Origin of the sequence: Streptomyces sp. NBC_01142 (assembly GCF_026341125.1) — a bacterium.
Lineage (GTDB): Bacteria > Actinomycetota > Actinomycetes > Streptomycetales > Streptomycetaceae > Streptomyces.
The window spans coordinates 701,743-724,637 of the sequence record NZ_JAPEOR010000002.1; the positions used below are offsets into that span (position 1 = coordinate 701,743).

The 22,895-nt window shown below is 69.9% G+C and carries 22 protein-coding genes; 4 read left to right on the forward strand and 18 right to left on the reverse strand.

Annotation, left to right across the window (positions count from 1 at the left end; genetic code table 11):
- The first annotated feature begins 115 nt into the window (after positions 1 to 115).
- Complete coding sequence (locus OG883_RS20635) at positions 116 to 883, forward strand: SDR family NAD(P)-dependent oxidoreductase (protein ID WP_266542994.1); 768 nt, start codon at positions 116 to 118, stop codon at positions 881 to 883.
- 579 nt (positions 884 to 1,462) lie between these two features.
- Here the strand turns inward: OG883_RS20635 and OG883_RS20640 are convergent.
- Entirely contained in the window at positions 1,463 to 2,959 is a 1,497-nt protein-coding gene (locus OG883_RS20640; protein WP_266542996.1) for a hypothetical protein, read from the reverse strand.
- Positions 2,960 to 3,217: 258 nt separating this feature from the next.
- Here OG883_RS20640 and OG883_RS20645 point away from each other — a divergent pair, with 258 nt between their 5' ends.
- Positions 3,218 to 5,059 carry an endonuclease/exonuclease/phosphatase family protein gene (locus tag OG883_RS20645; RefSeq protein ID WP_266542998.1) on the forward strand — a complete coding sequence of 614 codons (1,842 nt, stop codon included), beginning with the start codon at positions 3,218 to 3,220 and terminating at the stop codon, positions 5,057 to 5,059.
- Positions 5,060 to 5,120: 61 nt separating this feature from the next.
- Here OG883_RS20645 and OG883_RS20650 read toward each other — a convergent pair whose 3' ends face one another.
- From OG883_RS20650 to OG883_RS20660, 3 genes are all read right to left on the reverse strand, one after another.
- Positions 5,121 to 5,837 carry an antibiotic biosynthesis monooxygenase gene (locus OG883_RS20650; RefSeq protein ID WP_266543000.1) on the reverse strand — a complete coding sequence of 239 codons (717 nt, stop codon included), beginning with the start codon at positions 5,835 to 5,837 and terminating at the stop codon, positions 5,121 to 5,123.
- Between the two features lie 204 nt (positions 5,838 to 6,041).
- Positions 6,042 to 6,713, reverse strand: coding sequence for a hypothetical protein (locus OG883_RS20655; RefSeq protein WP_266543001.1), 672 nt, complete (start codon positions 6,711 to 6,713; stop codon positions 6,042 to 6,044).
- Positions 6,714 to 6,735: 22 nt separating this feature from the next.
- Complete coding sequence (locus OG883_RS20660) at positions 6,736 to 7,335, reverse strand: DUF4232 domain-containing protein (protein WP_266549259.1); 600 nt, start codon at positions 7,333 to 7,335, stop codon at positions 6,736 to 6,738.
- A 293-nt stretch (positions 7,336 to 7,628) separates the two neighbouring features.
- Here OG883_RS20660 and dapA point away from each other — a divergent pair, with 293 nt between their 5' ends.
- Complete coding sequence (gene dapA / locus OG883_RS20665) at positions 7,629 to 8,519, forward strand: 4-hydroxy-tetrahydrodipicolinate synthase (protein WP_266543003.1); 891 nt, start codon at positions 7,629 to 7,631, stop codon at positions 8,517 to 8,519.
- Here dapA and OG883_RS20670 read toward each other — a convergent pair.
- The 4 genes from OG883_RS20670 to OG883_RS20685 all read right to left on the reverse strand — a co-directional run bounded on the left by OG883_RS20670 (position 8,510) and on the right by OG883_RS20685 (position 10,764).
- Complete coding sequence (locus OG883_RS20670) at positions 8,510 to 8,716, reverse strand: hypothetical protein (RefSeq protein ID WP_266543005.1); 207 nt, start codon at positions 8,714 to 8,716, stop codon at positions 8,510 to 8,512. The two genes, dapA and OG883_RS20670, sit on opposite strands and share 10 nt — an antisense overlap.
- Before the next feature lie 103 nt (positions 8,717 to 8,819).
- On the reverse strand, positions 8,820 to 9,809 hold the full coding sequence (gene dapD, locus OG883_RS20675; RefSeq protein WP_266543007.1) for a 2,3,4,5-tetrahydropyridine-2,6-dicarboxylate N-succinyltransferase: 990 nt from the start codon (positions 9,807 to 9,809) through the stop codon (positions 8,820 to 8,822).
- 101 nt (positions 9,810 to 9,910) lie between these two features.
- Positions 9,911 to 10,444, reverse strand: a complete 534-nt coding sequence (locus OG883_RS20680; protein WP_266543009.1) for a TetR/AcrR family transcriptional regulator — start codon at positions 10,442 to 10,444, stop codon at positions 9,911 to 9,913.
- Positions 10,444 to 10,764, reverse strand: coding sequence for a multidrug efflux SMR transporter (locus tag OG883_RS20685; protein WP_266543011.1), 321 nt, complete (start codon positions 10,762 to 10,764; stop codon positions 10,444 to 10,446). The genes OG883_RS20680 and OG883_RS20685 overlap by 1 nt, the downstream gene beginning before the upstream one ends.
- Before the next feature lie 154 nt (positions 10,765 to 10,918).
- On the opposite strand from OG883_RS20685, the gene OG883_RS20690 reads away from it, so the two are divergent.
- A complete protein-coding gene (locus OG883_RS20690) occupies positions 10,919 to 12,013 on the forward strand; it encodes a hypothetical protein (RefSeq protein WP_266543012.1) in 1,095 nt (364 codons plus the stop codon).
- A gap of 5 nt (positions 12,014 to 12,018) precedes the next feature.
- On the opposite strand, the gene OG883_RS20695 is transcribed toward OG883_RS20690, so the two are convergent.
- The 10 genes from OG883_RS20695 to OG883_RS20740 form a co-directional block, all read right to left on the reverse strand.
- Positions 12,019 to 12,384 (reverse strand): VOC family protein, encoded by a 366-nt coding sequence (locus OG883_RS20695; protein ID WP_266543014.1) that lies wholly within the window; start codon positions 12,382 to 12,384, stop codon positions 12,019 to 12,021.
- Positions 12,385 to 12,548: 164 nt separating this feature from the next.
- The gene (locus OG883_RS20700) at positions 12,549 to 12,887 is read right to left on the reverse strand and encodes a metal-sulfur cluster assembly factor (protein WP_266543016.1); all 339 of its coding nucleotides are present in this window, start codon (positions 12,885 to 12,887) and stop codon (positions 12,549 to 12,551) included.
- Positions 12,884 to 13,339, reverse strand: coding sequence for a Fe-S cluster assembly sulfur transfer protein SufU (gene sufU, locus OG883_RS20705; protein WP_323180943.1), 456 nt, complete (start codon positions 13,337 to 13,339; stop codon positions 12,884 to 12,886). The genes OG883_RS20700 and sufU overlap by 4 nt, the downstream gene beginning before the upstream one ends.
- A gap of 10 nt (positions 13,340 to 13,349) precedes the next feature.
- The gene (locus OG883_RS20710) at positions 13,350 to 14,618 is read right to left on the reverse strand and encodes a cysteine desulfurase (RefSeq protein ID WP_266543021.1); all 1,269 of its coding nucleotides are present in this window, start codon (positions 14,616 to 14,618) and stop codon (positions 13,350 to 13,352) included.
- On the reverse strand, positions 14,615 to 15,379 hold the full coding sequence (gene sufC / locus OG883_RS20715) for a Fe-S cluster assembly ATPase SufC (RefSeq protein WP_266543023.1): 765 nt from the start codon (positions 15,377 to 15,379) through the stop codon (positions 14,615 to 14,617). The genes OG883_RS20710 and sufC overlap by 4 nt, the downstream gene beginning before the upstream one ends.
- A 7-nt stretch (positions 15,380 to 15,386) precedes the next feature.
- A complete protein-coding gene (locus tag OG883_RS20720; protein ID WP_266543025.1) occupies positions 15,387 to 15,704 on the reverse strand; it encodes a bifunctional 3-phenylpropionate/cinnamic acid dioxygenase ferredoxin subunit in 318 nt (105 codons plus the stop codon).
- Complete coding sequence (gene sufD / locus OG883_RS20725; RefSeq protein WP_266543027.1) at positions 15,704 to 16,885, reverse strand: Fe-S cluster assembly protein SufD; 1,182 nt, start codon at positions 16,883 to 16,885, stop codon at positions 15,704 to 15,706. The genes OG883_RS20720 and sufD overlap by 1 nt, the downstream gene beginning before the upstream one ends.
- 64 nt (positions 16,886 to 16,949) lie before the next feature.
- Complete coding sequence (gene sufB / locus OG883_RS20730; RefSeq protein ID WP_266543029.1) at positions 16,950 to 18,371, reverse strand: Fe-S cluster assembly protein SufB; 1,422 nt, start codon at positions 18,369 to 18,371, stop codon at positions 16,950 to 16,952.
- The gene (locus OG883_RS20735) at positions 18,368 to 19,108 is read right to left on the reverse strand and encodes a metalloregulator ArsR/SmtB family transcription factor (RefSeq protein ID WP_266543031.1); all 741 of its coding nucleotides are present in this window, start codon (positions 19,106 to 19,108) and stop codon (positions 18,368 to 18,370) included. Before OG883_RS20735 ends, sufB begins: the two co-directional genes overlap by 4 nt.
- Before the next feature lie 143 nt (positions 19,109 to 19,251).
- Positions 19,252 to 22,815: a S8 family serine peptidase gene (locus OG883_RS20740; RefSeq protein WP_266543033.1), complete on the reverse strand. Its 3,564-nt coding sequence runs from the start codon at positions 22,813 to 22,815 to the stop codon at positions 19,252 to 19,254.
- Positions 22,816 to 22,895 lie beyond the last annotated feature (80 nt).

Consider the following 22,895-nt stretch of genomic DNA (forward strand, 5'->3'; position numbering starts at 1 on the left):
GGATCTCCTGAGGGGCCTGAGGGGACGCATCCGGCTGGGCTGATGTCGGCGCCACCCTTCCGCCCGCGTATAAACGGCACTTGAACACCGCCCGACATCGAGAGGCCCTGCTGTCATGAATCTTCCCGCCACCGGCCGCCGCGTCCTTGTGAGTGGAGCCTCCCGCGGCCTCGGCCGTGCCGTCGCCCAGGCCTTCGCCACGAACGGTGACCGCGTCGCCGTCCACTACGGCTCGCGCGAGGACGAGGCGCGGGCGACGCTGGACTCACTCGCCGGTACGGGCCATGTGCTGGTGGGCGGCGATCTGTCGGACGCCGCGGGGGCGGCGTCGATCGCCGGGCGGGCGGCGGACGGGCTCGGCGGCATCGATGTGCTCGTCAACAACGCCGCCGTCAACCTTCCCCATCCGCTGGCCACGACGGAGTACAAGCAGTGGGCGGCGCTCTGGCAGCAGCATGTGTCCGTCAATCTCCTCGCCACGGCGAATCTCTGCCATCTCGCGGCCCGCCGCATGATCGACGCGGGTACGGGAGGCAGGATCGTCAACATCGGTTCACGCGGGGCGTTCCGGGGGGAGCCGGATCATCCGGCGTACGGGGCGACGAAGGCGGCGGTGCATGCGCTCGGCCAGTCGCTCGCGGTCTCCCTCGCCCCGTACGGCATCGGGGTCGCGTCCGTCGCTCCCGGATTCTTCGACACGGAGCGGGTGGCGCACCGGCTGAGTGGTACGGAGGGCGAGGCGATCCGCGCGCAGAGCCCGTTCGGGCGGGTGGCGTCGGCGGAGGAGATCGCGGCGGCGGTGCTGTGGCTGGCGTCGCCGTCGGCCGAGTGGGCCTCGGGCGCGGTGCTGGACCTCAACGGGGCCTCGCATCTGCGCACGTGAGGCCGGCGGACCGGCAATCCGGAAACCGGCGGACCGGGCCCGGCACGGCACGGGCCACCGGCTCTGCTCAGGACCCGGCCACGAAGCCGACGGCGGGCGGGGCACGGGATGCCCCGCCGCCCCGTCCGCGCCGCGCTGCCTGCGCGCAGGCAGCGCCAGGTGCCACGCCCATCCCCGCCAACGGCCCTGGAACCCCGGCACCACCGCGCAGCGGCAGGCGGCAGGCACGCGGGGAGCGAATGCCCGCCACCCGGCCGCGCCGCGAGGCCGGTGCAGACCGGCTCCGGGCGCGGCGAGGGCCGGGGGCGAGGGGCCGGGCGCGGCGAGGGCCGGGGGCGAGGGGCTTGTCCCCGGTTCCGGGAGCGGCGGGCAGGGGGAGGCTCGGGCTCCGCCCAGGAGGCGCAGGCCTCCCGCCCTGAGGGCTCAGCTCCCGCCCAGGAGGCGCGGACTCCTGCTCAGAAAGCTCGGACTCCCGCCCAGGAGGCTCGGGCTCCGCTCAGGAAGCGCGGGCTCCCGCCCTGAGGGCTCGGGCCCCCGCCCAGGAAGCGCGGGCTCCCGCCCTGAGGGCTCGGGCTCCGCTCAGCCACCCGTCCGCGACCGCGCCTTGAAGGCCGCCTTGCGCGCGTCCTTCGCCATCCTCTTGTCCGGGTGCAGCCGCCCCATCGCCTCCAGCACCTCCGCGGTCGCCGGGTGCTCCACCCGCCAGGCCGCCTCGAAGAAGCCGCTGTGCTGGCCGACCAGTCCTTCCACCAGGCCCTGGAGTTCCTCCGGTTCGCCCTCCACGTCGAGTTGCGCCGCAATCGTGTCGATGGCCAGCCAGAAGATCATCGACTCCGGCGGCGCCGGCACGTCCGACGCGCCCCGCTCCGCGAGCCAGACCCGTGCCAGGCCCCCCAGCTCCGCGTCGTCGAGGACCGCACGGACCGCGGGTTCGGCCTGCGGGCCCACCAGCGTCAATGCCTGCTGGCAGTGGAGGCGGCGCAGCGGGGCGCCCTTGTCCGTGCCCCGGGCCGCGGCGAGCAGATCGCGGGCCGCGTCGGCCGGGGAGCGCCGCGCGAGCCACTGTTCGGTCTCGGCCCGGGCGGACAGCTCGGGGTAGTTCGCCAGCCCGTCCAGGAGCGTGTCCGCCCCCTTGTCCGCCAGGTCCCCGACCGCCGGCGCGTCGATACCGGCCTCCAGCATCCGGGCCCTGATGCCGTACAGACCGAGCGGGGTGAGCTTGACCAGCCCGTACCGCGAGACGTCCTCCTCGTCGACCGGGGGCGCGGGCTCCTCGTCCGCCACCTCCGCCATCAGCGCCTCGTCCACCGGCCGGTATTCGACAAGCCCGATCGGCTCGAGCAGACGGAACTGGTCGTCCAGCCGCATCATCGCCTGCGACACCTGCTCCAGCACGTCGTCGGTCGGCTCGCCCATGTCGTCGGGCACGATCATCGACGCGGCCAGTGCGGGCAGCGGCACCGGCTCGTCGCCCGCGCCACCCCCGGCGACGGTCAGCAGATACAGATTCCCGAGGACCCCGTCGAGGAACTCGGCCTCCCCCTCCGGGTCCCAGTCCAGCGCCGCGAAGTCGATCTCGCCGTCGTCGCCGATGGCATCGGCCAGGTCGTCCAGGAGCGGAGCGGTGGCGTCGGCGTGGACCGCTTCCAGAGCGTCCAGCCAGATGGCGAGGATGTCCTGGGGTCCGCCGGAGGTGATCAGCGCGAGGTTCTCCCCCGCGGTGACCGTGCCGAACTCGGCGTCGTCGTCCTGCGGGTCCCGGACCTCCACGAGACCGGCGTCGACCGCGGTGCGCCATGCCTCGCTCGCATACGCCGGGCCGTCGCCGTACCGGTCGCCGTCACCGTCGCCGTCACCTCCAACAGCGTCGTCGGCTCCGCCGAAGCCCAGCTCTTCGGCGGCCGCAGCCAGCTGCTCGTCGACGAGTTCGCCACCGACGCCGACGCGCGTCTGCGGCCCCGCCCAGCGGGCGAGCCGGACGGCCCTGGTCAGCAGCGGCGTGGCAAGCGCGTCCCGCGCCAGCTCCGCGTCCGAGTGCAGCCGCACCGGCGGCAGGGTGGGGCGGTCTTCGGACATCTGCTGGTTCTCCTCGGGGCGTACGGAGTGCGGGCGGCCCGGTGGGCGGAGCCCAGCGTAGACGTTTTTCACCGGTTTTCGCCGCGCCCGGGCACTACACGGGCGGGGATAGGCCCCCACCGCCCCCAAGGACAGCCAGTTCACCCGCCCGTTGGATCCCGTACACCCGTCGACCCTTGACAACTCCCCTGCTGAACCAAGAGATTGACGCGCGTAGAACTTAGAATCACCCCTCACACCTCACCCTCGGAGTTCGTGATGCCTTCCTCCGTCGTACCGAGAACCGCCGCCCTCTCGGCCGTGGTCACCGCCGCACTGGCCGCAGGCCTGCTCGCCGGCTCCTCCGCCGCCTCCGCCGACGACGCCGCCGCCGGGATACGGATCCATGACATCCAGGGCTCCACCCGGATATCGCCGCTCGCCGGACAGCAGGTCGCCGATGTCGCGGGCATCGTCACGGGCGTACGGACGTTCGGCTCCAAGGGCTTCTGGTTCCAGGACCCGCAGGCCGACAAGGACGCCGCCACCAGCGAGGGCATCTTCGTCTTCACCAGCTCCAACCCGACCGTCGCCGTGGGCGACGCGGTCACGGTCTCCGGCCTCGTCGGCGAGTACATCCCCGGCGGCATCTCCTCCGGCAACCAGTCGGTCACCCAGATCTCCAAGCCGACGGTGACCGTGGTCTCCTCGGGCAACGCACTGCCCGCGCCCGTCACCGTCTCGGCGAAGTCGGTCCCCTCGGCGTACGCCCCGTCCGGTGACGCGGCGGCGGGCAACAGCATCAACGCGCTGACCCTCAAGCCCCGTACGTACGCCCTGGACTACTACGAGTCGCTGGAGGGCAGCAACGTACGCATCGGCTCCTCCCGCGTCGTCGGCGCCACCGACCCGTACTCCGAGCTGTGGGTGACGGTCAAGCCGCACGAGAACGACAGCAGGCGCGGCGGCACGGTCTACGGTGCGTACACCTCCCAGAACACCGGCCGGCTGCAGGTGCAGCAGCTCGCCCCGGTCGCTCAGCAGCCCTTCCCCAAGGCGAACGTCGGCGACTATCTGACCGGAACGACCGAAGGCCCGCTGGACTTCAACCAGTTCGGCGGCTACACGCTCGTCGCCCGCACCCTGGGCACGGTCGCCGACCGGGGCCTGGAGCCCGAGAAGACCCGCGCGCCGCGGCGCGGGGAACTGGCCGTCGCCACGTACAACGTGGAGAATCTCGACCCGTCCGACCCGCAGGAGAAGTTCGACGCGCTCGCGGGGGCCGTCGTCGCCAACCTCTCTTCGCCCGACATCCTCGCCCTGGAGGAGATCCAGGACAACAACGGCGCGAAGAACGACGGCACGGTCGCCGCCGACCAGACGCTGAAGAAGTTCACGGACGCAATCGTGGCGGCGGGCGGCCCGGCGTACGAGTGGCGGACCATCGACCCCGAGAACAACAAGGACGGCGGGGAGCCCGGCGGCAACATCCGCCAGGTCTTCCTCTTCAACCCGGAGCGGGTCTCCTTCACGGACCGCGCGGGCGGCAGCGCGACGGCGGGCACGACTGTCGTGCAGGAAGGGCGCAAGGCCGCCCTGACCTTCTCCCCCGGCCGGATCGACCCGGCGAACACCGCCTGGGACAACAGCCGCAAGCCGCTGGCCGGCGAGTTCACCTTCCGCGGCCGCACGGTCTTTGTGATCGCCAACCACTTCGGCTCCAAGGGCGGCGACGAGAACCTGACCTCGCACCACCAGCCGCCGAACCGTTCCTCCGAGGTCAAGCGCCTGCTGCAGGCGCAGGCGGTCAACACCTTCGTCAAGGACATCCTGAAGGCCGAGCGCCGTGCCGACGTCCTGGTCCTCGGCGACATCAACGACTTCGAGTTCTCGGCGACGACGAAGGCACTGACGGACGGCGGCGCGCTCTACCCGGCGATCAAGTCCCTCCCCCGCTCGGAGCGTTACTCGTACGTCTTCCAGGGCAACAGCCAGGTGCTCGACCAGATCCTGACCAGCCCTTCGGTCGGCAACTTCACGTACGACAGCGTGCACATCAACGCGGAGTTCGCGGACCAGAACAGCGACCACGACCCGCAGGTGCTGCGTTTCCGCCCGTAACACCCTCCGGAACACCGTCCGGCCGCGCGCCCGGTTCACACTCCCGGGTTGCGCGCCCGGCTCACGCGCCCGCGCTGAGGCTCAGCGCGGGCGCGTACCGGTTCACGCCCCCTCCGGTCACGCCGGGGAAGCTCTGCACCCTGGCCCACTGCGGCGTGGGGGATCCGATGCCGTTACCGGGCGCGGACAGCGCCTCGATGTGCGCCTCGGCGCTCGCCCACTCTGCGTAGTTGAGCACCCGCCTCCCGTCGAGGCTGATGTGGAAGTGCCCGGAGATCCCACCGGGGTGGGGGTGCGGATCGGTCCCCAACGCCTCGAAGACGCCGTCCACCCAGGCACGCTGTCGCGCGGCGTCCGGCCCGTCGAACTCCACGTCCACGATCACGACGGAGCCGGGGATCCGCCGGTCCTCGTTGCCGGCGCTGCTGCCGCTGCGGTAGAGCTCGTACGAATGGATCCCGAGCCGCTCGATACCGGGCACGGCGGCATCGATCTCCGCGCTCCTGTCGTCCCGGAACGTACGGAAGAACTCCTGGTAGGCGTCCTCGCCGGTCCACTGCGAGTAGTGCAGAAGGGTCCTGCCGTCCTCGCCGATGTGGACGGTGTACGAGACAAGCCCGACGTCGGGCCACTCCCGGCTCTGCCAGGCCTGGGAAATGGCCTCGACGGCGCCGCGCTGTCGCTCGGGCGTACCCACGTCCCAGGTGGACACCTTGACGACACCGACGCCGGAACGGGTGAGGTCGGGCCGGGAGTCGGGCTGCACGATCACGGTCATGGCGATACCTCCTCGCTGGGCGCTCCCCTGCGATGCGCCGCTGATGACCATGGTGAAACGTCAAGTGCGATTGAGGTCAACGGTCACCGAGCCGCAGTCTGACGCCACACCACCGCACCGGACCACCACCGCACAGGACCACCACCGCACAGGACCACCACCGCACAGGACCACCACCGCACCGGCGCACGGCCTCACGGCTGCTCAGCCGCCCGCACCCACGTCGTTGTTCGGGGCTCCATCACCCACCGGCGGCAGATCACCGCGCTCGACCGGCGCGGCAGGAGCCGTCTTCTCCGGCAGGATCTCGTCCAGCTCCCGGTCGTCCGCCGGGTGCGTGGCCTTCGCCGCGCTGCGCAGGGTGTCCCGGTCCAGCGCCCGGTCGGCGCCGATCCGTACGACATGGCCGTCCTCGGACCAGGCGTACTCGTGCACGTTCCCCGCCGTCCGGTACCAGGACGTGCCGTCGCGCTCGCACGTCACGGGCTGCCCCTCCGCCTGGTACACGGGCCGTTCCGCGCAGTTGGCCTCGGTCAGCGTGCCACGGTCGACCTCCAGACGTATCTGTCCGCCGCTCCGGGAGACGTACACGCTCGAGAAACCGTCGCCGCCGGACACTCCGACGGACTGCTTGGCGAGGTCGTAGCCGGCCACCTCGGTGACGTAGATGTGCTCCATCGCCGACTGCATGTAGTCCGCCCGCGCCTCCAGTTCGGCCCGGTCCGGCGCAGGCCCCGAGGATGCGGCGCCCCTGGAGGGGCCTGACGAGGAGGAGCCGGACGAGGAGGAGCCGGAGGTGGCTGATTCCGTGCCGCAGCCGGCCAGGACAAGGGGAAGCAGCAGGACCAGTGGGACGTGACGCACGGCTCGGATCATGTGTTCATCCTGCCATCCGGGGTCAGCTCGCGAGCCGAACTGCCCAGGCGGTGACGTCCAGTTCGGCCGCAGTCCCCATGTCCAGCGTGAACGGCAGGATCTGCTGCTCCCTGCCCGCGGCCGGTGCGACCACCAGATACTCCCCGGGCTTCGCGGCGTCGAACGAGGTCACCCGGTTCGTCCAGTGCAGAACCGACAGCACGCTCTGCCCCGGCGCCAGCGTCACCGGCTTCGGGCGCTGGTCCCGGCCCGCGTCGGTGAACGCGTTCCCGTGTGTGATCTTCAGTTTCAGCGGCTTGCGGTCCTTGTCCAGCGCGCCGACCTGCGGATAGCCGTTGACCTGGTAGGGCCGCTTGCCGCAGTTCGTCAGCGTGATGGTCACGGCGCGATGTCCCATCGCCGCGTTCACGACATCGTTCGTCACGACCACGCCCGAGGCGGGGCACGCGGCCGGGACGGGCGACGCCGTCGGTGACGGCTGTGCGCCCGGGTGGCTGCCGGGGGATGCGGTCAGCGGGTCCGGCTTCACGCCGAGCTCGCGGGGTGCGACAGGCTCCGCCGCCGCCTCCTCGACCGTCGTGCTCCCGCACCCGCTCAGCACACCGGCCACCACGCCGGCCATCACAGCCACTGCCGTCCGTCGTCCCAGGGATCTCGCAACAGAGGCCCTCCGCCGTCCACGAGAAAGCACCTCGCCGGTGCCCGACGTCGAACCGGTCACCGGGGCTACGCGCTGTTCGGTCATGTTCAGGTCCCTCCCCTGTTCTGCCCTGACGCACCCCCAGCCGATCATGCCAGGTACCGGCCGCGGCGACTCGCCTATGCCGGGTCCACTACATCTCGTAGGAGTTCTTCACGAACCCTGAAGAAGATCTAAGTGGACCTTCACGGTTTGTCTGCCCGAAACTGCGGAGTATGAGTACATCCCACCCGCTAAGCGCACCGAGCCCCTTCGGTCGTGCACTCTGCGCGATGATCACGCCCTTCACCGCCGACGGCGAGCTGGACTCCGAGGCGGCACAGAAGCTCGCCGCGCACCTGGTCGGGGAGGGCTGTGACGGGCTGGTGCTCAACGGCACCACCGGCGAGTCCCCCACCACCAGCGACGCCGAGAAGACCGCGCTGGTACGGGCCGTGCGCGAGGCGGTCGGCGAGCGGGCGAGCATCGTCGCGGGCGTGGGCAGCGCGGACACCCGGCATACGGTCGAGCTGGCGCGGGCGGCCGAAGAGGCGGGCGCGGACGGGGTGTTGGTGGTGACGCCGTACTACAGCCGTCCCCCGCAGGCAGCCGTCGAGGCGCACTTCCGACGTGTCGCGGACGCGGTCGGCATCCCGCTGATGCTGTACGACATCCCCGGCCGCACCGGCACCCGCATCGAGCCGGAGACGATGCTGCGGCTGGCCGAACACCCGGGCATCGTGGCCGTCAAGGACTGTGCGTACGACCTGCTCGGCGCGACCAAGGTGATCGCACGCACCTCAGTGGCGTACTACTCGGGCTCCGAGGAGATGAATCTGCCGCTGTACGCGGTGGGCGGCGCGGGCTTCGTCAGCACGGTCGCGAACGTCGCGCCCCGGCAGCTGCGGGCGGTACTCGACGCGTACGACGCGGGCAGGGTCGCCGAGGCCGCCCGTCTCAACCAACTCACCGCCCCGCTGATCGAGTTGATGATGGCGTCGGGGCTGCCCGGCACGGTGACGGTGAAGGCGCTGCTGGGCGGGCCGGTCCGGGAACCGCTGCAGCCCGCCGGCAGCGAGGCGACCGACGGGCTGCGTGCTGCGTACGAGGAGCTGACTCAGTCGTAGACGTACGTGGCCCCGAAGAGCGCGGCGTGCTCCAGGACATCCTCGAGCGGGTCGTCGATCTGTCCGGTGGAAATGAGCGTCACACGGGGGGCGTTGTGGGAGTCGGTGTGTGACTCGTCGGCCTGCGCGACCCCGGCCGAAGCCATCGCCACTGCCGCCGTGAGTGCGCCGAGCACAGCCAGTCCGCTCGTCTTCATATGGGGTTCCTCGCCTTGCCTGTTCGCCGGACCATACGTCGATCTGCCTGCCTATCCGCCCGTCCGGCGGAAAGGTCACGGCAGATCACGCAAGATCATCCGATCAGTTGTGGCTGTGGAGCACTTCGTTGAGGCCGCCCCAGACCGCGTTGTTCGGGCGGGCCTCGACGGCGCCGGTGACCGAGTTGCGGCGGAAGAGGATGTTGCTCGCGCCGGAGAGCTCACGGGCCTTGACGATCTGCCCGTCGGGCATGGTGACCCGGGTGCCGGCGGTGACGTACAGCCCGGCCTCGACGACGCACTCGTCACCGAGCGCGATGCCGACGCCCGCCTCGGCGCCGATCAGGCAGCGCTCGCCGATGACGATGCGGACGTTGCCGCCGCCGGAGAGGGTACCCATGGTGGAGGCGCCGCCACCGATGTCGGAGCCGTCGCCGACGACGACGCCCGCGGAGATCCGGCCCTCGACCATGGAGGTGCCGAGTGTGCCGGCGTTGAAGTTGACGAAGCCCTCGTGCATGACGGTGGTGCCCTCGGCGAGGTGCGCGCCGAGGCGGACGCGGTCGGCGTCGGCGATGCGTACGCCCTTGGGGGCGACGTAGTCCGTCATCCGCGGGAACTTGTCGATGCTCGTCACGGCCAGGTGCAGGCCCTCGGCGCGGGCATTGAGCCGCACGGTCTCGACCTGGTCCACGGCCACCGGGCCGAGGCTCGTCCAGGCGACATTGGCGAGGAGCCCGAAGACACCGTCCAGGTTCTGGCCGTGCGGCTGGACCAGGCGGTGGGAGAGCAGGTGGAGCCGCAGGTACGCGTCGTGGGCGTCCAGCGGCTTGTCGTCGAGGGAGGCGATGACCGTACGGACCGCGACGACCTCGACCCCGCGGCGCGGGTCGGGCCCGACGGCCTTGGCGGCGCCGGCCCCGAGGAGCTCGGCGGCCCGCTCGGCGGTCAGCCGCTCGGTACCGGCGGGGCCGGGCTCGACGGAGAGCTCGGGGGCGGGGAACCAGGTGTCGAGGACGGTGCCGTCGGCAGTGAGCGTGGCGAGTCCGGCGGCGACGGCGCCGGTGGTGCGAGTAGCAGTCGTGTCGGTCATGACACGAAACCTAACCGCCCGGGCGCCACCTGAGCCAACCGGTCTCAACGTCCGGTCCCGTCCGAAGCTCCGCTCAGCACTCACCACTCAGCACTCACCGCTCAGCCGATAACGCGCGCCAGCATCTCCCGCGCGTACTCCGCCTCGTACACCCCGTCCGTCAGCAGCACCTGCAAGCAGATCCCGTCCATCAGCGCCACCAGAGCCCTCGCCGTGGCGGGATCCGTCCGGCGGTCCAGGATCTCGGCGAGGTCGCACCACTCCGTGGCGACCGGCCGCAGCGCGGGCCGGCGCAGGGCCGCCAGATAGAGCTCGTACTCCAGCTCCACCCCCGTACGGTCCCCGGAGATCCACTCCCCCATCAGCCGGGCGAGCTCCTCGGCGAGATCGGCGTCCGGGTCGGCGAGCGCACCGCTGGCCCGCACCATCGCCGCGAAGCCTTCGTTGGCCTGCCGCAGCGCCGCGACCATCAGCTCGTCGAGGGTCTTGAAGTGGTACGTCGTCGAGCCGAGCGGCACATCCGCCTCGGCGGCGACGGAGCGGTGGCTCAGCCCTGCGATGCCCTTGGCCCCGACCACCCGGATCGCCGCGTCGATGATGCGCTGGCGGCGCTCGGGGTCGTACCGTCGTGCCATCAGTGAGCCCCTCCGAGGTTGAGCAGTACGACCCCGGCAATGACCAGCACGAGGCCCGCCAGCTTGGCCGCGCCCACCGATTCGCCCAGGAAGAGCATCCCGATCGCGGCGATGGCGGCGGTGCCCACGCCCGCCCAGATCGCGTAGGCCGTGCCCACGCTCATCGTCTTCAGAGTCTGCGCGAGCAGGGTGAAGGCGACCAGATAGCCGACAGCCGTCCCGAGCGAGGGCCACAGCTTACTGAAGCCGTCGCTGTACTTCATGGCCGTCGTCCCGGCCACTTCTGCCGCGATCGCCGCGGCCAGCAGAAAGTAGGGCATGTGTACGACGGTACACATCGTTGCGTACAACCGTACGCAACACACGCTGAACATCTTGGCGCACACAAGGGACGGGGGCGCGCTGACCCACCCGCCGCCCCTCCCGCTACGGTGTCCCGTCCGATCAGGCACAAGACACGCGGGAGACACACCAGTGGCATACGGAAACGCGCCCCAGGCAGGCCCTCCAGGCTGGGGCGGCTGGATGCCCCCACCGCCGCCCAAGCCCGGAGTGATACCCCTGGCGCCGCTCGGCCTCGGCGACGTGCTGGGCGGGGCCTTCGCCACCGTCGGCCGGTGCTGGAAGCAGCTGTTCGGGATAGCCCTGACCGTCTACGGCGCGGGGGTGCTCGTGATCGGGGCGGCGCTGGCCCTCGCGTACGCCGCCATGGGGGACCATGTTTCCGGGGTCTTCGACGTTCCCTCCGACCAGGAACCGTCCTGGGACGACGCCCGCCCGCTGCTCATCGCGTTCCTGTGTGTCTGGGTGCTCAGCCTGGTGGTGCTGACGCTGGCCAACGCGATGCTCCAAGCCTGCTGCCCGGCGATCCTCCAGGACGCCGTCATCGGCCGCCGCGTCACGTTCGGCACGGTCTGGCGCCGCGCGTGGAGCCGGGTCCCCGCGGTGCTCGGGACCGTCTTTCTCACCTCGCTGATCGGTCTCGTACCGGCGGCTCTGGCCATGGCCTTCTTCGTGCTGCTGGTCCTCGCCCTGGTCACCCAGGACGGTTCCCTCGCGGCCTGGGCACTGCTCCCGCTGCTGGGCGCTGTGGCGTCCTGTCCGGCGGCCGTCTGGCTCTGGGTGAAGTTCCTGTTCGCCCCGGCCGCGGCCGTCCTCGAGCGGCAGGGCCCGATCGCGGCGATGCGGCGCTCCTCCCAGCTGGTGCGAGGCGACTGGTGGCGGATCTTCGGCATCTCGCTGCTGGCCGCGATCATCGCGGCGGGGGTGGGCTATGTCGTCCAGCTGCCGTTGAACTTCCTCGGAGCGCTGCCCGGGACGGTCGGCACATCGGAACTGGGGCCCGAGCTCACCGCCGGACAGGCCATGGTCGCCATGGTCGGCATGCTGATCGCGCTCTTCGTGGGGCAGATGATCGGCCAGATCTTCAGCGCCACATTCCCGCAGCTGGTCAACAGCCTGCTCTACGTCGACCAGCGCATCCGCAAGGAGAACCTGGCCCCGGCCCTCGCCGAGGCCGCTGCCGTACCGCCCACGGCACCCACCGCCGCCGCGGCGCCCACCGGCTGATCCCGCTACTCGATCAGCGACTTCTTCGGCCGCAGCACACAGAACTCATTGCCCTCGGGGTCGGCGAGCACCACCCAGGTCGCCTCCGGCGCCTGCCCGACGTCGGCCCGCCGGGCCCCGAGCGCGATGATCCTCTCGACCTCGGCGGCCTGGTCGTCGGGGGTGAGGTCGATGTGCAGCCGGTTCTTGACACTCTTCCGCTCCCCTACGGGAACGAAGCACATTCCCGGCATGGCGAACTCGTCGGCGCCGATGACGATCTCGTCCTCGGCCTCGAAGAGCACCCTCCAGTCCAGGACCCGGGTCCAGAAGCGGGCGAGCGCCGGGAGATCGTGGGCGTCCACAACGATGTGGTACAGCGAAACGGCCATGCCCGCCAGTGTGCCTGGCGGGCATGGCCGTTTCGTGGATCCCCGGCAAAAGATCTACCGAGACCCGCGGAGTCCGGCAACGATCTGCGGAGACCGCGGAGTCCGGCGGGGACCAGCAACCCGCGGGGACCAGGGTCCGGCGGGAACAGGGAAACCGGCGGGAACTAGACGTTGAAGCCGAGCGCGCGCAGCTGCTCGCGTCCGTCGTCCGTGATCTTGTCCGGGCCCCACGGTGGCATCCAGACCCAGTTGATCTTCAGCTCACTGACGAGGCCCTCCGTCGCCGACTTCGCCTGGTCCTCGATGACGTCGGTCAGCGGGCAGGCCGCGGACGTCAGCGTCATGTCCAGCGTCGCGACATTGGAGTCGTCGATGTGGACGCCGTAGATGAGGCCGAGGTTGACCACGTCGATTCCCAGCTCGGGGTCGACGACGTCGTACAGCGCCTCGCGGACCTCCTCCTCGGAGGCCGGCTTGGTCGTCACCATCTCGTTCTCACTCATGCGGTCTTCCCTTCGGACAGCGCCTGGGCCGTCGCGTCCTTCCACGCCATCCAACTCAGCAGAGCACACTTCACGCGCGCCGGGTACTTCGAGACACCGGCGAACGCGACCGCGTCCTCCAACACCTCTTCCATCGCGTCGTCCGGCTCGATCTGGCCCTTGGACTGCATCAGTTCCAGGAAGGCGGCCTGGATCTTCTGCGCCTCGGCGAGCTCCTTGCCGACCAGCAGCTCGTTCAGCACGGACGCGCTGGCCTGGCTGATGGAGCAGCCCTGGCCCTCGTACGAAATGTCGGCGATCCGCGACCCGTCGTACTTCACACGGAGCGTGATCTCGTCGCCGCACGTCGGATTGACGTGGTGCACCTCGGCATCCCCGTCGCGCAGACCGCGCCCGTGGGGGTGCTTGTAGTGGTCCAGGATGACGTCCTGGTACATCGAATCCAGCTTCACGTCCCAGCCCCTAGCCGAAGAAGTTCCGTACGTGCTCCAGCCCGTCGATCAGAGCGTCGACCTCTGCCGGCGTGGAGTACAGATAGAACGACGCTCGCGTGGTCGCAGGAATTCCGTACCGCAGGCAGACCGGCCGCGCGCAGTGGTGGCCGACCCGGACCGCGATGCCCTGCTCGTCGAGGACCTGACCCACGTCGTGCGGGTGGATGTCACCGAGCGTGAAGGAGATCGCGGCGCCGCGGTCCTCGGCCGTGGTCGGGCCGATGATCCGCAGGTCCGGGACCTCGAGCAGCCGCTTCACCGCGTACTCGGTGAGGACGTGCTCATGCTGGGCGATCTTGTCCATGCCGATCGCGGAGAGGTAGTCCACGGCCGCACCGAGGCCGACGGCCTGGGCGATCGGGGGCGTACCGGCCTCGAACTTGTGCGGAGCCGGGGCGTACGTCGACGAGTGCATCGACACGGTCTCGATCATCTCGCCGCCGCCGAGGAACGGCGGGAGGTCCTCAAGGAGCTCCTGCCGGCCCCACAGCACGCCGATGCCGGTCGGGCCGCACATCTTGTGGCCGGTGAAGGCCACGAAGTCGGCCTGCAGCGCCTGCACGTCCATCACCATGTGCGGGGCGGCCTGCGAGGCGTCTATGAGCACCAGCGCGCCGACCTGCTGCGCGCGCCGGACGATCGCCTCGACGGGGTTGATGGTGCCCATGATGTTGGAGACCAGCACAAAGGAGACGATCTTCGTCTTCTCGGTGATGACCTCTTCGATGTTGGACAGGTCGAGGCGGCCGTCGTCGGTGAGGCCGAACCACTTCAGCTTCGCGCCGGTGCGCTGCGAGAGCAGCTGCCACGGGACGATGTTGGAGTGGTGCTCCATCTCCGTGATGACGATCTCGGTTTCGCGGTCCACGCGGTAGGGCTCATCGGCCCAGCCGAGCATGTTGGCCACGAGGTTGAGCGACTCGGAGGCGTTCTTGGTGAAGATCACCTCGTCGCGGCTCGGCGCGTTGATGAAGGCGGCGACCTTGTCGCGGGCGCCCTCGTACAGCGCCGTGGCCTCCTCGGCGAGCACATGGACACCGCGGTGGACGTTGGCATTGTGCTGTTCGTAGTACTCGCTCAGCACATCGAGCACCTGGCGCGGCGTCTGGGACGTCGCCGCGTTGTCCAGGTACACGAGCTTCTTGCCGTCGTGGATCACGCGGTCCAGGATCGGGAAGTCCTTGCGGATCGCCTCGGTGTCGAGGAGGCCGGGGAGCCCCTGTCGGGCCACTGTCACGCGGATACGCCACCCTTCGTGTATGCCTCGTAGCCCTCGGCCTCGAGCTTGTCGGCGAGCTCGGCGCCGCCGGACTCGGCGATCCGGCCGTTCGCGAAGACGTGAACGAAGTCGGGCTTGATGTAGCGCAGGATGCGCGTGTAGTGCGTGATCAGGAGGGTGCCGACCTCGCCGGTCTCCCGGACGCGGTTGACGCCGTCGGAGACCTGCCGCAGCGCGTCGACGTCCAGGCCGGAGTCGGTCTCGTCGAGGATCGCGATCTTCGGCTTGAGCAGCTCGAGCTGGAGGATCTCGTGGCGCTTCTTCTCACCGCCGGAGAAGCCCTCGTTGACGTTGCGCTCGGCGAAGGCCGGGTCCATCTGGAGCTGCTCCATGGCGGACTTGACCTCCTTCACCCAGGTACGCAGCTTGGGGGCTTCGCCGCGGATCGCGGTGGCGGAGGTGCGCAGGAAGTTGGAGACCGAGACGCCGGGGACCTCGACCGGGTACTGCATGGCCAGGAACATGCCGGCGCGGGCGCGCTCGTCGACGGACATCTCCAGGACGTCCTCGCCGTCCAGGGTCACGGTGCCACTGGTAATCGTGTACTTGGGGTGGCCCGCGATGGAGTACGCGAGGGTCGACTTGCCGGAGCCGTTGGGGCCCATGATGGCGTGGGTCTCGCCCTGCTTCACGGTCAGGTCGACGCCCTTGAGGATCTCCCGGGGGCCGTTCTCGGCCTCGACGGAGACGTGCAGGTCGCGGATTTCAAGCGTTGCCATGGGTGACTCAGGACTCCTGGGTGACGGAGACGAGCACATCGTCCCCTTCGATCTGTACGGGGTATACGGGGACGGGGCGCGTCGCGGGAAGGCCGGACGGCTTGCCGGTGCGGAGGTCGAAGGTGGAACCATGAAGCCAGCACTCGATGGAGCAGTCCTCCACCTCGCCCTCCGACAGCGAGACATTCGCGTGCGAGCAGATGTCGTTGATCGCGAACACCTCACCCTCGGTACGCACGAGAGACACCGGCGTGCCGTCGAGTTCCACCCGCTTGGGGGTGTCCTCCTCGAGCTCGCTCAGCGCACAGGCTTTGACGAAGGCCATCAGACAGACGCCTCCAGCTCCGCGTCGATCTTGGCGAGCAGGCGCTCCTCGACGTCGGGAAGCCCGATCTGCTGGACCAGCTCGGCGAAGAAGCCGCGGACCACCAGACGGCGGGCCTCCTCGGCCGGGATGCCGCGGGACTGCAGATAGAAGAGCTGCTCGTCGTCGAAGCGACCGGTGGCCGAGGCGTGACCGGCACCGACGATCTCGCCGGTCTCGATCTCCAGGTTCGGTACGGAGTCGACGCGCGCGCCGTCCGTGAGGACGAGGTTGCGGTTCAGCTCGTACGTGTCCGTGCCCTCGGCCTTGGCCTCGATCAGGACGTCGCCGATCCACACCGCGTGCGCGTCCTGGCCCTGGAGGGCGCCCTTGTATGCGGCGTTGGACTTGCAGTGCGGAGCGTTGTGGTCGACCAGGAGGCGGTGCTCCTGGTGCTGGCCCGCGTCGGTGAAGTACAGGCCGAGGAGCTCGGCCTCGCCGCCGGTGCCCGCGTAGGAGACCCGCGGGTGCAGGCGTACGAGATCGCCGCCGAAGGTGACCACGACCGACTTGAAGGTTGCGTCCCGGCCGACCAGCGCATTGTGCTGGGAGACATGAACGGCCCGGTCGTCCCAGTCCTGGACGGAGACGACGGTGAGCTTCGCGCCGTCGCCCAGCAGGTAGTCGACGTTGGAGGCGAGCACCGCGTCACCGGTGTGGTCGATGACCACGACGGCCTCGGCAAAGGCGCCGAGCTCGATGACCAGATGGGCGAAGGCGGTGCCGCCCTCGCCGTGCACGGCGATCCGGACCGGCTCGGTGAGCACCGTCTCCTTGGGGACGGTGACGACCGAGGCCTTCTCGAAGGAGGAGTACGCCTGGGCGGCGACACGGTCCGCGGGGGTGCCGGCCCGGCCGAGCCGCGCGTCGTCACGGCCGACGGTCTCGACGACGACGCCCTCGGGGGCGTCGATCGCGACCTTGACGGCGCTGCCGGTCGCGACGGCGGTGCCGTCGTGCAGACCGGCCAGCCGCTCCAGCGGAGTGAAGCGCCACTCCTCCTCGCGGCCGTGCGGGACCGGGAAGTCCGCCACGTCGAAGGACGGGGGCGCACTCATACGGGTGGCGACGGTCGACTCGGCGGCCACCGCGATCGAACCGGCAGTGGTGGATCCCGCCGGAATGTTCTGAGCCTCAGCCATGGCTGTCGTCTTGCTCTCTTCCTACGTCAGACAGAAAAACAGTCGCTGCTCGGGACGGCGGGCCTCAGCCCACCGAGCCCTCCATCTGCAGCTCGATCAGCCGGTTGAGCTCCAGCGCGTACTCCATGGGCAGTTCCTTGGCGATCGGCTCGACGAAGCCGCGCACGATCATCGCCATCGCCTCGAACTCCGTCATACCGCGGCTCATCAGGTAGAAGAGCTGGTCGTCGGAGACCTTGGAGACGGTCGCCTCGTGGCCCATGGACACGTCGTCCTCACGGACGTCGACGTACGGGTAGGTGTCGGACCGCGAGATCGTGTCGACCAGCAGCGCGTCACAGAGCACATTGGACTTCGCGCCCGGCGCACCCTCACCGATCTCGATCAGACCGCGGTAGGACGTACGGCCACCGCCTCGCGCCACCGACTTGGAGACGATGTTCGAGGAGGTGTTCGGTGCCATGTGGACCATCTTGGCGCCGGCGTCCTGGTGCTGGCCCTCGCCCGCGAAGGCGATGGACAGGGTCTCGCCCTTGGCGTGCTCGCCCATCAGGTAGACGGCCGGGTACTTCATCGTCACCTTGGAGCCGATGTTGCCGTCGACCCACTCCATGGTCGCGCCCTCGTACGCCACGGCGCGCTTGGTGACCAGGTTGTAGACGTTGTTCGACCAGTTCTGGATCGTCGTGTAGCGGCAGCGGCCGCCCTTCTTGACGATGATCTCGACGACGGCGCTGTGCAGCGAGTCCGAGGAGTAGATCGGGGCGGTGCAGCCCTCGACGTAGTGGACGTAGGCGTCCTCGTCCACGATGATCAGCGTCCGCTCGAACTGGCCCATGTTCTCCGTGTTGATACGGAAGTAGGCCTGCAGCGGGATGTCGACGTGGACACCCTTGGGAACGTAGATGAACGATCCGCCGGACCATACGGCGGAGTTCAGCGACGCGAACTTGTTGTCGCCGACGGGGATGACGGTGCCGAAGTACTCCTGGAAGAGCTCCGGGTGCTCCTTCAGCGCGGTGTCCGTGTCGAGGAAGATGACGCCCTGCTCCTCCAGGTCCTCACGGATCTGGTGGTAGACGACCTCCGACTCGTACTGCGCGGCGACACCGGCAACGAGACGCTGCTTCTCCGCCTCCGGGATGCCGAGCCTGTCGTACGTGTTCTTGATGTCCTCGGGCAGATCCTCCCAGGACTCCGCCTGCTTCTCGGTGGACCGCACGAAATACTTGATGTTGTCGAAGTCGATACCCGACAGGTCGGAGCCCCAGCTCGGCATCGGCTTCTTGCCGAACAGCCGCAGACCCTTGAGCCGCAGCTTCAGCATCCATTCCGGCTCGTTCTTCTTCGACGAGATGTCGCGGACGACATCCTCGGAGAGGCCGCGCTTTGCAGTGGCGCCGGCCGCGTCGGAGTCGGCCCAGCCGAATTCGTACGTACCCAGGCCCTCGAGTTCGGGGTGGGCAGTCTCCGTGGGGAGAGTCATGCGGGGTTCCTCCCGGCCGTGCTGGCAGATGCTGATGGTGTGGTGGTCTGTGGCGCGCTGTTCGGGATGAACGTTGTGCAGACGCCGTCGCCGTGGGCAATGGTGGCCAGACGCTGCACATGCGTTCCCAGAAGACGGGAGAAAACCTCTGTCTCCGCCTCGCACAGCTGGGGATACTGCTCGGCGACATGGGCGACCGGGCAGTGATGCTGGCAGAGCTGCTCGCCAACCGGTGCGTTACGCGCCGTAGCAGCGTACCCGTCGGCACTCAGGGCCTTCGCAAGGGCTTCGGTGCGCTTTTCGGGGGCCGCGGCCTCGATCGCCGTGCGGTACGCCTCCGCCTGGGTCTCCATCCGGTCGCGGGCGAAGGCGGCGACGGCCGCCTCTCCCGCTGCTCCTTCACCCGCGGTCCGCTCGATCCAGCGGAGCGCGTCCACGGCCAGCGTGTCGTACGCCTGGTCGAAGGCATCCCGGCCGCAGTCGGTCAGGGCGAACACCTTGGCCGGCCGCCCGCGCGTGCGTGCGCCGTACACCCGCTGCTCACGGGCCTCTACGACGTTCTCGGCGACGAGCGTGTCGAGGTGGCGGCGGACAGCTGCCTGGGTCAGGCCGAGGCGGCCCGCGAGATCGGCGACGGTGGACGGGCCGTGATCCAGGACGGAGCGCGCGACCTTGTTGCGCGTCGAGCGCTCTCCGGTCGCGAGTTCCTCCTGCGGAGCCTCGCCAACGTTTTTCACAACGCCATTGTTGCGTAATTCCTCTGGCGCTGACAACCGCCGTCCAAGGCGTGAGCCGGTGCGCTTCATCACTAAGGGTTACCTAAGAACAGAGCCCGTCCGGCTGTTGCCGGACGGGCTCTGACCAGGGAATTACCAGGAAATCAGCCCACCAGATCCGGCCGTTCGGTGACCCTGATCGAATTCACCAGGGTCTTGCCGGAATTCGCCACGAACCGCAGGTTGAGCTGCCCGTCGGTGACCTGGACGGTGAAGGCCCGGTCTTGGGCCGTTCGGATGCCCGCCTCCAGCGCCAGGTCGAGATTGGGCACGAACTGTGTCCCCTCGGCCATCACGTCGAAGACCCGCTCGGACGGATCCTTGGAGCTGAGTTCCGCGAAGCCCAGCTCCACGCGGTAGGTGCCGGCCGGCAGGCCGTCGAAGCGGTACTCGTACATGCCCTGGCGGGCGGTCCTGTAGAGCGTCGGGTCGGCCGCGCCCGTGATCGTCCGTGTGGTGGAGAGATCGGTGGCGCTGCCCAGATATCCGTACGAGCCCGCGGCGTGTCTGCGGTCCGGGCCCCAGGTGTCGCCGAGTGCGTCCACCGAGGATTTCGTCGTCCCGGAGTCGATCGCCGTCCGGTACGCGGGCACGACCACGGTCACCGGAATGTCGATCACCGGCTTGCGGCCGCTCTCGGACTTCACCTGCAGGGTCCCGCTGAGCACCGTGCCCGGGGCGGCCCCGGCGGTGTCCAGGCTCAGCGCGACCTTCTGCTGCGCACCGGCCGCCAGCTGTCCGGCGCCGGGCGCCGTCTTGATCCAGCTCTTGCCGTCCTTCTCGGTGACCGTGAAGGGGGTGGCGGAGCCGGTGTTGGCGAGGGTGAGCGTGCGGGTGCGCTGCTGCGTGGCCGGTACGACGACGGTCAGCGCAGCGCTGTCGGCGGCGACCCGGCCGGTCCTGAGCGCGGCGTCGGACACCACGATCTCGCCCGGTTTCGGGGTCTGCCGCGCGCTCGCCCCGCTGTAGGCGGGGGCGGAGACGGCGAGGTCGTACACGGCGTCGGCCGGCACCTGGAGGAGATAGCCGCCGTCGGCGCCGGCGGTGTCGCTGCCCGCGGCCGTACCGCCGCTGGAGACCGCGAGGGCCGCACCGGAGACCGGCTTGCCGTCGTTGGCGTCCGTGGCCGTGCCGGCCAGGACCGCGCTCCTGGTCGTACGGAAGCCGATGCTCAGCCCGTCGCGGACGGTGCCCTCGTTGAAGGAGTAGAGCAGGGCGTCGGTGCCGGTGGCGTTCTCGGCGCCGATGGTCGCGCCGGAGCCGTTCTCGAAGCCGGTCCCCGAGATGTCCTGGTAGTGGAAGGACGCGGAGCCGTCCTCGCCGAGGACCGCCGCGAAGGTGACCCGCTCGCCGGTGGTTGCCGCGATCAGCGCGTTGCGCCATTCGACGACGATCTTCCGGTGCGGGGCGGTGCCGGTCGCGGACCAGTACACACCCGCGTCGGCGTCGACCGTGAGGTTGTCCCAGAACGGGTAGAGGGAGCCGTTCGGGGTGAAAGTGGTGGGCAGGGTGCTGTTGGTGCTGGAGGTGGAGGCGGTCCCGAAGGAGAGCACCCCGTCGATCGACGCGGTGGCCGCCCGGTAGGTACGGCCGTAGAACGCCACCGGGAACGGCAGGTCGAAGGAGGCCGTGCCGAAGGTGGTGCTGGTGTACGCCAGCTTGGTGGCCCCGGCCGGGAGCTCCGCGTCGACGAGCGAGCAGGCCGTGCCGAAGGTGTCGGTGCGGTCGGGGAGGCGGATGTCCTTGGTGGTGCTGCCGGTGACCTCGAGGCGGACGCTGGTCGCCGAGGCGCAGCGGTGGGCGGGCGTGACGGCGAGGTCGTACGTGCCGACGGGGAGCCGCAGCGTGTAGCTGCCGTCGGTGCCGGACGTGCCGCTGACCGGGGTGCCCTGGGCGGTGACGACGGCGCTCGCCTCGGCTCCGGCGTGGCTGGTGACCTTGCCGCTGACGTCGGCGGATGCGGCCTCGGCCAGTGCGAAGTCCTTCACCGCGCTGCCGTTCTCGACGACGGTGACGGCGCCCTGAGCGGTGACGTAGCCGAACTTGGCGACACTGACCGTGTAGTCGCCGACCATCAGCTTGGGCAGCGCGTAGCCGCCGTCGGCGCCGGTGGTGACGGTCGTCTTCATCGGACCCTCGAAGCGCAGGGTGGCGTCGGCGAGCGGTCCCGCGGTGGTGGTGACCTTGCCGCTGACCGCGCCGAGCGCGCCGCGTGGGGAGGCGGTGACGGCGGCGTACGCGTCGAGGCGGCCCTCGCCGAAGACGTTGTTGTCGGCCGCGGTGCCGCCGCAGGTGGTGCTGTCGACGTCGACGGCGGTGGAGTCCAGGAGCTTTTCGGTCTCGGTGACATTGCCGCGGATCGCGGGCGCGGCCGACCACATCAGCGCCACGGTGGCCGCGGTGTGGGGTGAGGCCATGGAGGTACCGGAGATCGCGTGGTAGCCGCCGCCCGCCCACGAGGAGCGGACGTTGACGCCGGGGCCGGCGAGATTGGGCTTGATGCCGCCGCTCTCGCCGGTGCCGCGCGAGGAGAAGGACGCGATGGCGTTGTTGATGTCGAAGGCGCCGGTGGAGTACGAGTTGGTGTACGCGCCCGGGGATCCCGAGGTGTTGCAGCTCGGGCCGCTGTTGCCGTTGGAGAAGGCGGGGAAGATGCCCGCGTCCCGCCACGACTGCACGGTGGCCTTGTACCAGGTGTCGATGACGCCGCTGCCCCAGGAGTTGTTCACCACGTCGGGTGCGAGGTCGGGGCGCGGGTTGGCGCCGGAGGCGTCGGTGGGGGCGACGACCCACTGGCCGGAGCGGAGCAGCGAGTCACGGCTGCAGGAGCTGGTCTCGCAGCCCTTGGCGGCGATCCACCTGGCGTCGGGCGCGACGCCGACCTGATTGCCCGCGCCGTCGTCGCCGACCATGGTGCCCATGGTGTGGGTGCCGTGGCCGTTGTTGTCGCAGGGGGCGGTGCCGGTGCAGACCTTGGCCGGGTCGAACCAGTTGTAGGCGTGGTCGTAGCTGCCGTCGGACTTCAGCCCGCGGTATTTCGCCTTGACCGCCGGGTGGTCGTGCTGCACTCCGGAGTCGATGTTGGCGACGACGACTCCCTCGCCGCGTACACCCAGTTCGGACCAGACCTTGGGGGCGCCGATCCGGTCGATGTTCCACTCGACGGCATCCAGGCGCGGTTCGTTCCTCCCCGGCAGCGGGTCGGGGATGGTGATCGGGTCGTCGGCCTCGAGGGCGGCGACGTCGGCGCGCGCCGCGATCTTCTCGGCGAGCGCCTTGCCGGCGGTGACCTTGAGGGTGTTGGTGATCCAGAACGCCTCGTAGCGGGCGCCGGCGCTGTCCAGCAGGGCCCTCAGCGGGGCCTGGGACTTCTTCGCGTACGCGGTCTTCGTCTCGTACAGCGTGCGTGCCTTGGCGGTCTTGCCCTTGGCCTTGCGGGCGGCGGAGGTGTCGGCCTCATGCGTCAGGGCGACCCAGAAGGTCGCCCTGCCCTTGGTCGCGAGCCGCTCGATCAGCAAGCCCTCGGTCTTGTCCAGATAGGCGGAGGGGCGGGGTTCCACGGGTTCCTGCGCCTGGGCGGGAAAGGCGCCGAGGGCCAGCGGCAGGGCCACTGCGGCAGCCGTCAGTGCGGCGAGGATTCCCCGCCGTCCCTGAATGCGTCCAGCCACGAACTCTCCTTTGTGAGTGGGTTCGTACCGACGCTCAGTACCGCTGCTGTCCCGTGCGTGCGGGGGACGGGGTGGGGGGC